Annotated in this window: 13 protein-coding genes; 8 read left to right on the top strand and 5 right to left on the bottom strand. The window is 65.4% G+C overall.

Annotation, left to right across the window (positions count from 1 at the left end):
- Nucleotides 1–19: 19 nt before the first annotated feature.
- The 4 genes from AC1D0O_RS08340 to hutC form a co-directional block, all read right to left on the bottom strand.
- Nucleotides 20–754 (bottom strand): IclR family transcriptional regulator, encoded by a 735-nt coding sequence (locus AC1D0O_RS08340; protein ID WP_477653066.1) that lies wholly within the window; start codon nucleotides 752–754, stop codon nucleotides 20–22.
- 189 nt (nucleotides 755–943) lie between these two features.
- Nucleotides 944–2,158 carry an imidazolonepropionase gene (gene hutI, locus AC1D0O_RS08335; protein ID WP_477653065.1) on the bottom strand — a complete coding sequence of 405 codons (1,215 nt, stop codon included), beginning with the start codon at nucleotides 2,156–2,158 and terminating at the stop codon, nucleotides 944–946.
- Nucleotides 2,155–2,733, bottom strand: a complete 579-nt coding sequence (locus AC1D0O_RS08330) for a HutD/Ves family protein (protein ID WP_477653064.1) — start codon at nucleotides 2,731–2,733, stop codon at nucleotides 2,155–2,157. Before AC1D0O_RS08330 ends, hutI begins: the two co-directional genes overlap by 4 nt.
- Before the next feature lie 58 nt (nucleotides 2,734–2,791).
- Nucleotides 2,792–3,502: a histidine utilization repressor gene (gene hutC / locus AC1D0O_RS08325; protein ID WP_477653063.1), complete on the bottom strand. Its 711-nt coding sequence runs from the start codon at nucleotides 3,500–3,502 to the stop codon at nucleotides 2,792–2,794.
- A 199-nt stretch (nucleotides 3,503–3,701) separates the two neighbouring features.
- Between hutC and hutU the strand changes: the two genes are divergently transcribed.
- From hutU to AC1D0O_RS08285, 8 genes are all read left to right on the top strand, one after another.
- A complete protein-coding gene (gene hutU / locus AC1D0O_RS08320) occupies nucleotides 3,702–5,408 on the top strand; it encodes a urocanate hydratase (protein WP_477653062.1) in 1,707 nt (568 codons plus the stop codon).
- A gap of 5 nt (nucleotides 5,409–5,413) precedes the next feature.
- Complete coding sequence (locus AC1D0O_RS08315) at nucleotides 5,414–6,433, top strand: ornithine cyclodeaminase family protein (protein ID WP_477653061.1); 1,020 nt, start codon at nucleotides 5,414–5,416, stop codon at nucleotides 6,431–6,433.
- A gap of 21 nt (nucleotides 6,434–6,454) precedes the next feature.
- Nucleotides 6,455–7,282 carry a phosphate/phosphite/phosphonate ABC transporter substrate-binding protein gene (locus AC1D0O_RS08310; protein WP_477653060.1) on the top strand — a complete coding sequence of 276 codons (828 nt, stop codon included), beginning with the start codon at nucleotides 6,455–6,457 and terminating at the stop codon, nucleotides 7,280–7,282.
- Complete coding sequence (locus tag AC1D0O_RS08305; RefSeq protein WP_477653059.1) at nucleotides 7,282–8,259, top strand: Bug family tripartite tricarboxylate transporter substrate binding protein; 978 nt, start codon at nucleotides 7,282–7,284, stop codon at nucleotides 8,257–8,259. The genes AC1D0O_RS08310 and AC1D0O_RS08305 overlap by 1 nt, the downstream gene beginning before the upstream one ends.
- A gap of 41 nt (nucleotides 8,260–8,300) precedes the next feature.
- Nucleotides 8,301–9,845: a histidine ammonia-lyase gene (gene hutH, locus AC1D0O_RS08300; protein WP_477653058.1), complete on the top strand. Its 1,545-nt coding sequence runs from the start codon at nucleotides 8,301–8,303 to the stop codon at nucleotides 9,843–9,845.
- A 52-nt stretch (nucleotides 9,846–9,897) separates the two neighbouring features.
- The gene (locus AC1D0O_RS08295; protein WP_477653057.1) at nucleotides 9,898–10,854 is read left to right on the top strand and encodes an ABC transporter substrate-binding protein; all 957 of its coding nucleotides are present in this window, start codon (nucleotides 9,898–9,900) and stop codon (nucleotides 10,852–10,854) included.
- Nucleotides 10,855–10,866: 12 nt separating this feature from the next.
- Nucleotides 10,867–11,640, top strand: a complete 774-nt coding sequence (locus AC1D0O_RS08290) for an ABC transporter permease (protein ID WP_477653056.1) — start codon at nucleotides 10,867–10,869, stop codon at nucleotides 11,638–11,640.
- Nucleotides 11,641–11,802: 162 nt separating this feature from the next.
- Nucleotides 11,803–12,609 (top strand): ABC transporter ATP-binding protein, encoded by an 807-nt coding sequence (locus AC1D0O_RS08285; RefSeq protein ID WP_477653055.1) that lies wholly within the window; start codon nucleotides 11,803–11,805, stop codon nucleotides 12,607–12,609.
- Nucleotides 12,610–12,614: 5 nt separating this feature from the next.
- Here the strand turns inward: AC1D0O_RS08285 and AC1D0O_RS08280 are convergent, their stop codons facing one another.
- Nucleotides 12,615–13,577, bottom strand: a complete 963-nt coding sequence (locus tag AC1D0O_RS08280) for a YeiH family protein (RefSeq protein ID WP_477653312.1) — start codon at nucleotides 13,575–13,577, stop codon at nucleotides 12,615–12,617.
- Between the last annotated feature and the right edge of the window lie 94 nt (nucleotides 13,578–13,671).

Genomic DNA, 13,671 nt, shown 5'->3' with positions numbered 1-13,671 from the left:
TCCAGGGGGTTAAATAAATTCAGCGGCTCAAACTTCGGGAAATACGGGCGGCGGTGACCACCGCCATCTGGATCAGGGGTGGGTGTTTTCCTTGAACACGCACGCTGGGCGCCATCAATGTCAGGGCGCCGACGGCTTGTTTTCCCATGGCGAACAGGGGCACGCTGACGCCCCAGACACCGGCATCCACCTCGCTGTCACTGACGGCGAAGCCGGCCTTGCGGATTTCGGCCAGTTCGGCCGGCAACTCGGGGCCTTGGCGATCAGGGGCCAGCGCGGCGCTCAATGCCGCGACCGGCATATGGGCCAGCAGGCATTTGGCCGAGGCACCCTTTTCAAGTGGCACGCTGCGGCCTTTTTCAAAAGAGCAGCGCAGGGATTGGCTGCTTTCGACCATGTCGATGCAAATGGCCTGGCCGTTGACCGCGACGATCAGGCCGACACTTTCCTGTGATTGTTGCGCCAGCATCTGCATTTCCTGGCGCGCCTGCTGCGCCAGATGGGAAGCCAGGTCGTAACCCAGGGCCAGCTGCAGGCTCAAGGGGCCGGGTGCGTAACGACCCTCGATTTCAAGCACAAAACCCCAGCGCTTGAGCGAGAGCAACTGGCGGTACAGCGTGCTCTGGCTCAGGCCCGTCTTGCCCAGCAGTTCCACGGCCGTGAGGGGGCGCCCATGCTGCGCCAGCGTGGCCAGCACCACCAGCGCGCGATCAACGGCGGAAGCGGTGGGAAGGGCGGGGGCATCGGGCAACATCGCGTCAGTATCCGGTGCTTGCCTGTACGCGCAAAGCACTATTTCTCATTGGCTGGGAATGGTTGTTTCTTTTTTGGCGTGCGGCGGCAAGCGGGCTTTGCGCCATCGGCGGCAACTCAGGCGCGACAGCTCACGCTCAGGCGCATGGCTGTCCACACGCCGGTGCAACGCACCAGCGTGGAGCAACATTCATACCAAGCGGCCTTTGAAGACGGTCTGCAGGCGCGGGTTGGCGCCCAGGGCATAACTCAGCTCGGCGGGCCGCTGCACGCCCCACAGCACAAAGTCGGCTCGTTTGCCCTCTGCCAGTACACCGCGGTCGCGCAGGCCCAGGGCGGCGGCGGCGTGGCGCGTGACGCCGGCCAGCGCTTCTTCGGGCGTCAGGCGAAACAGCGTGCAGGCCATGTTGAGCATCAGCAGCAGCGAGGTGCAGGGCGAACTTCCCGGGTTGCAATCGGTGGAGATCGCCATGGGCACGTGCTGCTCGCGCAGCAGGGCCACGGGCGGCAATCTGGTTTCGCGCAAAAAGTAGAAAGCGCCTGGCAGCAGCACCGCGACGGTACCGGCCGCCGCCATGGCCTGCGCGCCTTCGGCCGACAGCCATTCGAGGTGGTCGCAGCTGAGCGCGCCATACCGCGCCGCGAGCTGCGCGCCGCCGCTGTCGCTGAGCTGCTCGGCATGCAGCTTGACCGGAATGCCCAGGGCTTTGGCGGCGGCGAAGACACGCTCGGTCTGCGCGGTGCTGAAGGCGATGCGCTCGCAAAAGGCATCGACCGCGTCGACCAGGCCCTCGGCATGCAATACCGGCAGCATCTCGAGCACGGCATCGACGTAGGCATCTGTGCGGCCGGCGAATTCGGGTGGCACGGCGTGCGCACCCAGAAAGGTTGTGCGTATGTCCACCGCGTGGGCCTGCCCCAGCACGCGCGCGACCGACAGTGCCTTGCGCTCGTGCTCGAGCGCCAGGCCGTAGCCGGACTTGATCTCGAGCGTGGTCACGCCTTCGGCGATCAATTCTTTGAGCCTGGGCGCGCTCTGCACCTGCAGCTCTTGCGCACTGGCGGTGCGCGTGGCCTTGACGGTAGAAGCAATGCCGCCGCCCGCGCGAGCGATGTCTTCGTAGCTTGCACCGTTCAGGCGCAGTTCGAATTCGTGGGCGCGGTCGCCGCCGTAGACCAGGTGGGTGTGGCAGTCGATCAACCCGGGTGTGATGAGCGCACCGCCCGCGTCATGCTGTGTGCCGCAGCGCGCCAGCAATTCGGCCGGCAATTCCGCGCGCGGACCTACCCAGGCGATGGACTCGCCCTCCACCACCAGCGCGGCGTCTTCCATCAGTCCATAAGGCTGGGCGGCATCGGCCTGCAGCGTGGCGATGTTGCAGTGGGTCCAGAGTTGCAGGCTCATGCGGGAATCTCCATCCAGAGGGCTTGCTGCGCGGCGACACGCACCGCCGCACTGCCCGTGACCGTGCGCCAGGCCAGGCTGGCGGGGGCCAGTTGCAGCGCCTCCTCGTCAAACAGCACCGTTGCGGCCGAAGTGTGCGCGTACACGGCGATGGTAGTCCCGGCATGCAAGGTTTCGGCAAAGCGTCCTTCAACGCGCAGCATGCGTGAAGGCTTGGGCCCCCTGCGCACCATCAGGTTGAAGTCGCGCGTCTTGCCGGCAATCAGTTCGCAATCCGTGGGGGCCGCGCCGTCAAAGAACAAGGGCGCGTCGGCGGCCGTCACACGGTGCGGCACACCGGCCACCTCCAGCTGCACGCCTGCGCCTTCGAGCACGGCGAACCAGCGCTCTATGCCTTCGAATTTCGAGAAAGGGCCGCTTTTGTCAACGTCGGCCACCGACATGCGCCAGGCCCAGTCACCCGCATCAGGCCACATGGCCAGCTCGCGCGTGACGCCACCGCCATTGCGCCAGGGCGTCGCCGGGATATCGGCCAGGCGGACGATGTTCCAGACGGAGCGGTTTGCAGAATTCATGCGAGAGACCTCCGCGCTGCAGCGCTACGGTATGAGCCCTTGGGGCGGCCCGGCGGGCTCATGCCTGGAACTTCCCGGCAAAGCTGTAGCGCGAGCCCGGATACACCAGGCGCGCCACGCTGGCGATGTTGCTGCCGCTCACGGTGCGCCGCATCATGGCCAGGCAAGGCTCGCCCAGCTTGATCTCCAGGTGCTTGGCCTCGAGCGCCGAAGGCAGGCAGGCTTCGATCGAATAGCTGGCCTCGGTCAAGGGCGCCTCGGCCAGCAGGTGGTGCGTGGGCGTGGTCTCGCTGAAATCAGTTTCCAGGTAGCGCGGCGCCGCCGCCGGGTTGACATAGCGGTCTTCATACTGGATGGGCACGCCGTTCTCCAGATGGATCAGGATGGTATGGAACACCCGCCCGCCCGACCGCAGGCCCAGGGTGCGCGCCAGGTCGGCGCTGGCTTTTTCGGATTCGGCCAGCAGCACGCGCGAGGTGTGCACATGGCCGCGCTCCACCACTTCCTCGTGAATGTCACGAATGGTAAGCGTGGACGAAATGCGGTGCAGCTCCGCGACGAAGGTGCCGGAACCCTGGATGCGGGTGACCAGGCCCTCGCCCATCAGCTCGCGCAGCGCGCGGTTCACCGTCATGCGGCTCACCCCGAACTGCTCCATCAGCACGGATTCGCTGGGCACCGGGTCGCCCGGCTTCCAGGTGCCGGCGCTGATGCGTTTCTTGATGAATGCCTTGACTTGGCCGTAGGCGGGCAGTGGTGTGGTGGCCATGGTTCAGCGGGTGTGTAAGAAAAAAACATTGTCACCGCAAAAAAGGCCGGGGCGATCCCTTTGCAGCCCTTGCGCGCGCAAACCGTAGATTACGCCAGTTGACACAAGTTGTATAGACAACTACGATTTATACCAGTCACCGCGCATTCTTTCCTGGAATGTCCGAAAAGTTTTTGGTTCTTATTTCCGGAGCAGCTCCATGTCCGACCTTTCCCAAACCCCTTTCCTTGACAGCAAGGCCCGCCCGGTGCGTGCCCCCCGCGGCAGCACGCTGAGCTGCGCCAACTGGCAGATCGAGGCGGCCTACCGCATGATCCAGAACAACCTGGACCCGGAAGTTGCCGAAAACCCCGATGAGCTCGTGGTCTACGGCGGCATCGGCAAGGCGGCGCGCAGCTGGCCTGCCTTTGACGCCATCCTCGACTCCCTGCGCAAGCTCAAGGCCGACGAAACCCTGCTGGTGCAGTCGGGCAAACCGGTGGGCGTGTTCCGCACCCACCCGGGTGCGCCGCGCGTGCTGATCGCCAACTCCAACCTGGTGCCCAAGTGGGCGACCTGGGAACATTTCAACGAGCTGGACCGCGCCGGCCTGATGATGTACGGCCAGATGACGGCCGGCAGCTGGATTTACATCGGCACCCAGGGCATCGTGCAGGGCACCTACGAGACCTTTGTGGAAGCGGGCCGCCAGCATTTCAACGGCGACCTGGCCGGCCGCTGGGTGCTGACCGCCGGCCTGGGCGGCATGGGCGGCGCGCAGCCGCTGGCCGCCACCTTTGCCGGCGCCTGCTCGCTCAACATCGAGTGCCAGCAGTCCAGCATCGATTTCCGCCTGCGCACCCGTTACGTCGACAAGCAGGCGAAGGACCTTGACGAAGCACTGGCGATGATCAAGCACCACACTTCGCGCAAGGAGGCCGTCTCGATCGCCTTGTGCGGCAATGCGGCCGAGATCGTTCCGGAGCTGGCCAAACGCGCCAAGGCCGGCGGCCTGCGTCCCGACATCGTGACCGACCAGACCTCGGCCCACGACATCATCAACGGCTACCTGCCGATGGGCTGGACAGTCGCGCAATGGAAGGCCGCGCAGAAAGACCCGGCCCAGCACGCCGCACTGACAAAAGCCGCGGGCGAGTCCTGCGCGGTGCACGTCAAGGCCATGCTGGCCTTCCACGAAATGGGCATTCCCACGGTGGACTACGGCAACAACCTGCGCCAGGTTGCGAAAGACTTCGGCGTGGACAACGCTTTCGATTACCCCGGTTTTGTGCCGGCCTATATACGGCCGCTGTTCTGCCGCGGCGTCGGCCCCTTCCGCTGGGTGGCGCTCTCGGGCGACCCGGAAGACATCAAGAAGACCGACGCGAAGATGAAAGAGCTCTTCCCCGACAACAAGCACTTGCACCGCTGGCTGGACATGGCCGAGGAACGCATCGCCTTCCAGGGCCTGCCGGCGCGCATCTGCTGGATAGGCCTGGGCGAGCGCCACCGCGCGGGCCTGGCCTTCAACGAGATGGTGAAAAGCGGCGAGCTCAAGGGCCCCATCGTGATAGGCCGCGACCACCTGGACAGCGGCTCCGTCGCATCGCCCAACCGCGAGACCGAGGCCATGAAGGACGGCAGCGATGCCGTGAGCGACTGGCCGCTGCTCAATGCCCTGCTCAACACCGCCAGCGGCGCGACCTGGGTCAGCCTGCACCATGGCGGCGGCGTGGGCATGGGCTACTCGCAGCATTCGGGCGTGGTCATCGTCTGCGACGGCACGGCCGACGCATCTGAAAAACTCGCCCGCGTGCTGTTCAACGATCCGGCCACCGGCGTGATGCGCCATGCCGACGCGGGCTATGACATCGCGAAGCAAAGCGCCAGAGACAACGGGCTGAACCTGCCCATGATAGGAAGCTGAAACCCATGTCCGACAGCAACAGCACCGCCGAGATCCACCTCACCTACCTGAACCATCCCGACGTCCAGGCCCTGGCCCTGACCGACGCCGAGATCATCGCCGCCGTCGAGCAGGCCCTGCACGCGCAGGGCAACAAGCAGACGACCATAGAACCGCGCATGCACCTGGTGCCGGAGAAAGACTACCCCGGCCACTTCAACGTGCTGCGCGGCTACATACGCCCGCTGGGCCTGGCCGGCGTGAAGGTGGTCGGCGACTTCTACAAGAATTACGAGCAAGGGCTGCCTTCTGAGCTGGCAATCCTCAACCTGTTCGATCCCAAGAACGGCTCGCCGATCGCCATCATCGACGCCTCGGACATCACCGACATGCGCACCGGCGCCATCACGGCGCTGGGCGCCAAGCACCTGGCGCGCAAGAACTCGAAAATCCTGGGCCACATCGGCGCGCGCGGCACCTCCTACTGGAACGTGCGCCTGCTCGACTCGATCTACAACTTCGACGAAATCCGCGTGCACTCGCGCCGGCCCGAAAGCCGCAACGCCTTTGCCGCCAAGCTTGAGAAAGACCTGGGCAAGAAGATCACCGTGACCGAGGACTGGGAGTCCTGCGTGCGCGGCGCCGACATCGTGGTCGAAGCTTCGCGCCTGGAAAAACCCACGCCCATGCTGAAGACCGAGTGGATCAAAAAAGGCGCTTGCGTGATCCCCTACGGCACCATGAGCGCGGTCGAGCTCTCGCTGACCGACATCATGGACAAGATGGTGATGGACGACTGGGGCCAGGCCAAGGCCGGCCCGCTGGGCGCGCTGCGCGCCCATGTGGACGCCGGCAAGCTGTCGGAAGCCACGCTGCACGCCGAGCTCGGCCAGATCGTCGCGGGCCTCAAGCCCGGGCGTGAAAGCGATGACGAGACCAATCTGTTCTGGCACCGCGGCCTGTCGCTGTCGGACATCGCGCTGGGCGCCTTCATGCTCGAAAAGGCCAAGCGCATGGGCCTGGGGCAAAAGCTGCGTTTCCGCTGAACGGCCAGCAGGGTGCACGCCGTGAATTCACCACAAGCTGGAGAGGCGCTGGTCGCCAATGCCCGCATGTACTCGGCCACGCCGGCGGCCAAGGCCGACTGGAAGGCCTTGCTGGCCTGGGTGCTGGACCGAGCGGGCCTGCCCTGGGACTTGGTCGACTACGACGCGCCCGCGCCGCTGTCTGTGCTGTGGGCGCGCGATGACCTGGGCCTGGCGATGATGTGCGGCCTGCCGTTTGCGCAGCGCGGCGCACAGCCCACGCTGGTGGCTGCCCCCATCCCGTCGCCGGCGCGCTACGGCGGCAAGCCGGTGTATTTCACCGACATCGTGGTGCGCGCCGACGCGCCCTACCGCACGCTGGCGGACACTTTCGGCGGCGTGATCGGCTACACGCTGGCCGACTCCATGTCGGGCGGTGTGGCGTTGCGCCATCACCTGGCGCCTTATCGCCGGGCACAAGGCTCGCGCCTGTACCGCAAGGCGGTGGGCGAACTGATCAACGCGCGCGGCGTGATCACCGCCCTGGCCGAGGGACGCATAGACGCCGGCCCGCTGGACAGTTACTACCACGACCTGCTCAAGGCCTACGACCCGGCCTTTGCCGCGCAGGTGCGCACGCTCACCAGCACAGCGGCGCTGCCGATTCCGCCGCTGGTGGCCACCGCCGCCTTGCCGCCCGAGACCTTGTCACGCCTGCGCGAGCCGTTGCTGGCGACGGCCACGGCGGCTGAGATTGCACCGCTGATGCAGCGCCTGCTGCTCGCGGGTTTTGCTTTCCCCGACGCGAACGACTACCGGCCTCTGGCGGCCATGGACGGCGGGCCTGCGCCTGCACTGGATGACATTTGATGAAGCCCCTGAAACTGCTGATCACGCGATCCACTTTTCTGGTATTGCTGCTTGCCGCCTCCTTCGGCGCGGCGGCCCAGGCTTACCCTTCCAAAGCACTGCACGTCATCGCGCCCTTCCCGCCCGGCGGGCCTGTCGACGTGCTGGGCCGTGTGCTGGCGCAGGGCCTCTCAGAATCCATGGGCCAGCCAGCCGTGGTCGACAACAAGGTCGGCGCGGCCGGCAACATCGGCATTGACCAGGCCGCGAAAGCCGCACCCGACGGCTACACCCTGGCCATCGTCCCGCTGGGCAATATTGCGGTCAATCCGGCCCTCTACCCCAACCTGCCCTACAAGGCCGCCGACCTCGCGCCCGTCACCATGCTGGCCACGGTGGAAAACGTGCTGGTGGTCAATAGCACCGTGCCGGCACGCTCCGTCAAGGAACTGCTGGCGCTGGCCACGCAAAAGCCGGGCGGCATCAGCTTTGCCTCGCCGGGCGCCGGCAGCCAGGCGCACCTGGCCGGCGAGTTGCTGGCGCTCAACAGCGGCGTGCAACTGCTGCATGTGCCCTACAAAGGCATAGGCCCGGCACTCAATGATTTGCTGGGCGGCCAGGTCAGCATGATGTTCGCGCAGATGTCTTCGGTGCTGCCGCATATCAAGAGCGGCAAGCTGCGCGCACTCGGCGTGGCCAGCCTCAAGCGTTCGGCCGTGATGCCCGAAACACCGACCATTGCAGAGCAAGGCCTGCCGCGTTTCGAGGCGGTGTCCTGGTATGCGCTGATGGTGCCGGCCGGAACGCCGCGCGCCGTGATCGACAAACTCAATGCGGAAACTGGCAAGCTCTTCGCGCGCTCCGAGCTCAAGGAAAAGCTGGCCGCGCTGGGCATGGAGGCCGCGGCCGGAAAGCCCGCCGAGCTGGCCGCCGCCATCCAGGCTGACACCTTGCGCTGGACCGAGGTGATACGGCAGAAAAACATCAAGCCCGAGTAAGACCTGGCTGTCCCCTTTCCTTTCTTATCTTTGGCAACACCATGACCCTCACCCTTCAACCCGGCCGGCTGACGCTGGCGCAGCTGCGCGACATCCACACCAACCCGCAAACGCTGACGATGGACCCCGCTGCCACGGCCGGCATTCGCGCCAGCGCCGCGCTGGTGCAAAAAGCCGCGCAGGGCGGGGATGCCGTCTATGGCGTGAACACCGGCTTCGGCAAGCTGGCCAACCAGCGCATCGCGCAAGCCGACCTGGAAACCCTGCAGCTCAACCTGCTGCGCTCGCATGCCGTGGGTGTGGGCGAGCCCATGCCCGAGCGCGTGGTGCGCCTGGTGCTGCTGCTCAAGGCCGCGAGTCTTGCGCGCGGCTACTCGGGCGTGCGTGAAGTGGTCATAGACACGCTGATGGCGCTTTACAACAAGGGGCTCACGCCCGTGATCCCTTGCCAGGGCTCGGTGGGCGCTTCGGGCGACCTCGCGCCGCTGGCCCATCTGTGCCTGCCGCTGATTGGCGAAGGTGAGGTTTTCTACAAAGGCAAGCGAATCGCCGCCGCTGATGCGCTCAAGCAAGCCGCCATCACGCCGGTCAAGCTATCCGCCAAAGAGGGCCTGGCGCTGATCAACGGCACGCAGGTCTCGACCGCGCTGGCGCTGGACGCGCTGCTCGCCACCGACCGCCTGTTTGAAGCCGCCGTGATTTCGGGCGCCGTCACGCTGGACGCCGCGCGCGGCAGCGACGGCCCCTTCGACCCGCGCATCCACGCGGTGCGCGGCCAGCCGGGGCAGATCGCCTGCGCCGCCGCGTATCGCGCCATCATGGTGGGCAGCGAGATCCGCCGTTCCCACCTCGAAGGCGATGACCGCGTGCAGGACCCCTACTGCCTGCGCTGCCAGCCGCAGGTCATGGGCGCCTGCCTGGACCAGATGCGCTACGCCACGGAAGTGCTGATGCGCGAAGCCAATGCGGTGACCGACAACCCGCTGGTGTTTGCCGAGGACGAGACGCTGCTCTCCGGCGGCAACTTCCATGCGGAGCCTGTGGCTTTGGCCTGTGATGCACTGGCCGTCGCCATCGCCGAAATCGGCGCCATCACCGAGCGACGCATCGCCATGCTGGTGGATACCGTGGCCTCGCGCCTGCCGGCCTTCCTGACGCCTGAGCCGGGCCTGAATTCCGGCTTCATGATCGTGCATGTAACGGCTGCCGCGCTGGCCTCCGAAAACAAATCGCTGGCCCATCCCGCCAGCGTCGACAGCCTGCCCACCTCGGCCAACCAGGAGGACCATGTGAGCATGGCGACTTTCGCGGCGCGTCGCCTGCAGCCCATGCTCCGCAACACCGAGTACATCGTGGCCATCGAGCTGCTGGCCGCCGCGCAGGGCATCGAATTTTTGCGCCCGCTCAAGAGCTCCGCAGTGCTTGAAGGCGTGCTGCAACTGGTGCGCCAGGCCTCGCCGGCCATGATGCATGACCGCAGCCTGGCGCCCGACATGGAAAGGGTGCACCAATTGGTGGCGGGCGGGCGCATAGGCCTGGCCGGAGAGGCCCAAATCACCGAGTTAACCGCCTTGCGGCTGGCATGAAGCCTGCATACATTAGCGATATCTCAAACTGCTATCTAACAGGAGCCTCTTCATGAAGCAACAACTTGCCCTCTCTCTGCTGGCCGCCGCAGCCGCCCTGGCCATGGGCGCCGCCCACGCGCAGGAGACCAAGGTCGCCATCGGCATTTCGGGTTGGACGGGTTTTGCCCCGCTGACCCTGGCCAAGGAAGCCGGCATCTTCAAGAAAAACGGGCTCGACGTCTCGATCAAAAAGATTCCGCAAAAAGACCGCCACCTCGCGATCGCTTCGGGTGACGTGCAATGCGCCGCCACCACGGTGGAAACCTGGGTGGTGTGGAACGCCAACGGCGTGGCCACCACGCAGATCTTCCAGCTCGATAAAAGCTACGGCGCCGACGGCATGGTGGTGAAACCGGCCATCACCAAGATCAGCGACCTCAAGGGCAAGACCGTGGCCGCCAGCGCGCCCGGCACCTCGCCCTACTTCGCCCTGGCCTGGATGCTGAAGAAAAACGGCATGAGCACCAAGGACGTGAAGGTCGTCAACCTCGAGCCGCAGGCCGCGGCCAACGCCATGATCGCCGGCACCGACGGCGTCGATGCCGCAATGACTTACGAGCCCTACCTGGGTGCGGTGCGCGCCAAACCGGAGGCCGGCAAGATACTCGCCACCACGCTGGATTACCCCATGGTGATGGACACCTTCGGCTGCACGCCCAAGTTCCTGAGCGAAAACCCCAAGGCCGCCAAGGCCCTGGCCGACAGTTATTTCGATGCCGTCGAGATGATCCAGAAAGAGCCGAAGAAGAGCTTCGAAATCATGGGTGCCGACGTGAAGCAGAGCGGCGAAGCCTTTGAGGCCTCGTCCAAATACCTGCGCTGGCAGGACCGCGCGGCCAACCAGAAATTCTTTGCCGGTGAGCATGCTGCCTTCAGCAAGGAAGCCGCCGAACTGCTGATGGAAGCGGGCATCATCAAGTCGCTGCCTGACATGGGCAAGCTGGCTGATACGCGTTTTCTCAAGTAAGCCGGCGACTGCATGCGGCCCCTGCAACCCGTCTCACCCGGCGCGCGCATCGCGCTGGGCATCAGTTTCTTCGTTCTCTTCTTTGCCGTGTGGGCCGTCTTCACGCTGGGCGGCTACGTCTCCAAGACCTTTTTAGCCGATCCCATCACCATGGTGAGATCGGGCTACGACCTGCTGGCGAACCAGGGTTTCATCAAGGACATCGGCATGACGGTCTGGCGGGTGCTGGGCGGCTTTGCCGTGGCGGCGCTGTTGGCGGTGCCGCTGGGTGTGATGATGGGCGCCTACAAACCGGTTGAAGCCTTCTTCGAACCCTTTGTGAGCTTTGCGCGCTACCTGCCCGCATCGGCCTTCATTCCCCTGCTGATCCTGTGGGCCGGCATTGGCGAGACGCAAAAGCTCTCGGTGATTTTTATCGGCTCTTTCTTCCAGTTGGTGCTGATGATTGCCGTGAGCGTGGGCAACACGCGGCGCGACCTGGTGGAGGCGGCCTACACCCTGGGCGCGGCCGACCGCGGCATCGTGGTGCGTGTGCTGCTGCCCAGCGCCGCGCCCGAGATCGCCGAGACCCTGCGCATGGTGCTGGGCTGGGCCTGGACCTATGTGATCGTCGCGGAACTGATAGGCGCATCCAGCGGCATAGGCCACATGATCACCGACAGCCAGGCGCTGCTGGCGACCGACCAGATCATCTTCGGCATCATCGTGATCGGCGTGTTTGGCCTCGTCACCGACCTGGCCTTCAAGGCGCTCAATCGCAAACTCTTTCCCTGGGCGCGGCTGTGAGCTCGCACTTTGGCGCAGTCGCTCCTTCCCCCTCTGGGGGAAGGCTGGGATGGGGGCCGCCCCGGCTTGTCCGTTCCACGCCAGCCTGTCAATCGATTGCCGCGGGCCCCATCCCTACCTTCCCCCAGAGGGGGAAGGAGCAAGATTAAGAGCACCTTATTGATGACTGCCTCCAATCCCATCCTGACCGTCACGCAGCTGTCGAAAACCTTCACCACCAACAAGGGCCCAGGCACGGTGGCGCTGCAGGCCACCGACCTGAGCGTCGCCGAGAACGACTTCATCACCATCCTCGGCCCCTCGGGTTGCGGCAAGTCCACGCTGCTGCGCATGGTGGCCGGGCTGGACACACCGACCAGCGGCAGCATCGTGCTGGACGGCAAACCCATCGCCGGCCCGGGCGCCGACCGCGGCATGGTGTTCCAGAGCTACACGCTGTTCCCCTGGCTCAGCATCCTGCAAAACGTCTGCTTCGGCCTGCGTGAAAAAGGCCTGGCGCTGGATGCGCAACTCGACATCGCCCACCAGTTCATCAAGAAAGTCGGCCTGCAGGGTTTTGAAAACCACTTCCCCAAGCAGCTGTCGGGCGGCATGCAGCAGCGCACCGCGCTGGCACGGGCCCTGGCCAACAACCCGCGCATCCTGCTGATGGACGAGCCCTTCGGCGCGCTGGATCACCAGACGCGCGAGCTGATGCAAGAGCTGTTGCAAGGCATCTGGGAAGCCGAGCAGAAAACCGTGCTCTTCGTGACGCACGACATCGACGAGGCCATCTTCATGGGCAACCGCGTGGTGGTGATGAGCGCGCGGCCGGGCCGCATCAAGTGCGACATCGCCGTGCCGCTGGCGCACCCACGCCACTACTCGGTCAAGACGACGCCGGTGTTCACCGAACTCAAGGCGCGGCTGACGGAAGAGATCCGCGTGGAAGTGCACCGCGCGGCAGGGCTGCAAGCGCCTGCCGCTTAGCTTCTTTACAGCCCGAGCCGCAGCACAATCACCGCGCCCAGCACCAGCGCGGCGATCAAAATCGTCTCTCCGACCAGCATGGCCACGGGCTGCCAGCCCAGTTTCATGAGATCTTCAAAGCTGGTCTTGATGCCGGCCGCCGCGATGGCCGTGACCAGCAGCCAGCGCGAGGTGTCGCTGGCGGCCTGCGTCATGGCCGGCGTGAAAGCGCCTATGGTGGCCAGCAGCACGAGCACGATGAAGGCCAGCAGGAAGCCGGGCACCAGCGGGACTTCCTCGTCTACCGCCTTGGCGTCGGGGTGCTTGCGGTAGCTGATGGCGATGAGCAGCACGATGGGCATCAGCAGCATCACGCGAAACAGTTTGACCACGGTGGCGGTATCGCCGACCTCGGGGCCCAGCATCATGCCGGCCGCCACCACCTGCGCCACGTCGTGGATGGTGCCGCCCAGGAAGATGCCGCCCTGCGCGGGCGCTAGCCCTATCAGCTTCAGGGCGAAGGGGTAAAGAATCATGCTCAAGGTGGAGAGCACCGTGACGCCGACCACGGCCAGCAGGGTGAAGCGTTCGTTTTCTTTGGTCTGCGGCAGCACCGAGGAAATCGCCAGCGCGGCGGATGCGCCGCAGATGGCAACCGCGCCGCCCGAGAGCACGCCTTCCTCACGCGGGCGTTTCAGCCATTTCGCGAGCAGCAAGCCGAACCCGATGGTGAGCGCCACCGCGACGACGATGACCAGCGCGGTCTCGACGCCGAGCTTGGCGACCTGCGTCAGCGTGATGCGCGCGCCCAGCAGGGCGACACCGACACGCAGCAGGGTGCGGCCGCAAAAATCGACGCCGGTCTTGACCTTGGGGTTGCTGTTGAGGAAGTGAAAGGCCAGGCCTATCAGCAAGGCATACAGCAGCTGGGGCCCGCCGTAGTGTTCGGACAGAAAGGTCGCGGCCAGGGCGATGACCACACACACCATGGCGCCGGGCACGCTGGCCTTCAGGAGAGAGACGGAAGGAAGAAAGGACACGGGAGGCGGAACCGGCGGTGAGGCCGGGGTAAGGCGGAAAAGG

Source organism: Polaromonas sp. P1_F2 (assembly GCF_056405735.1).
The sequence above is the reverse complement of the archived record's forward strand: the minus strand, read 5'-3'. Positions and strand labels throughout refer to the sequence as shown.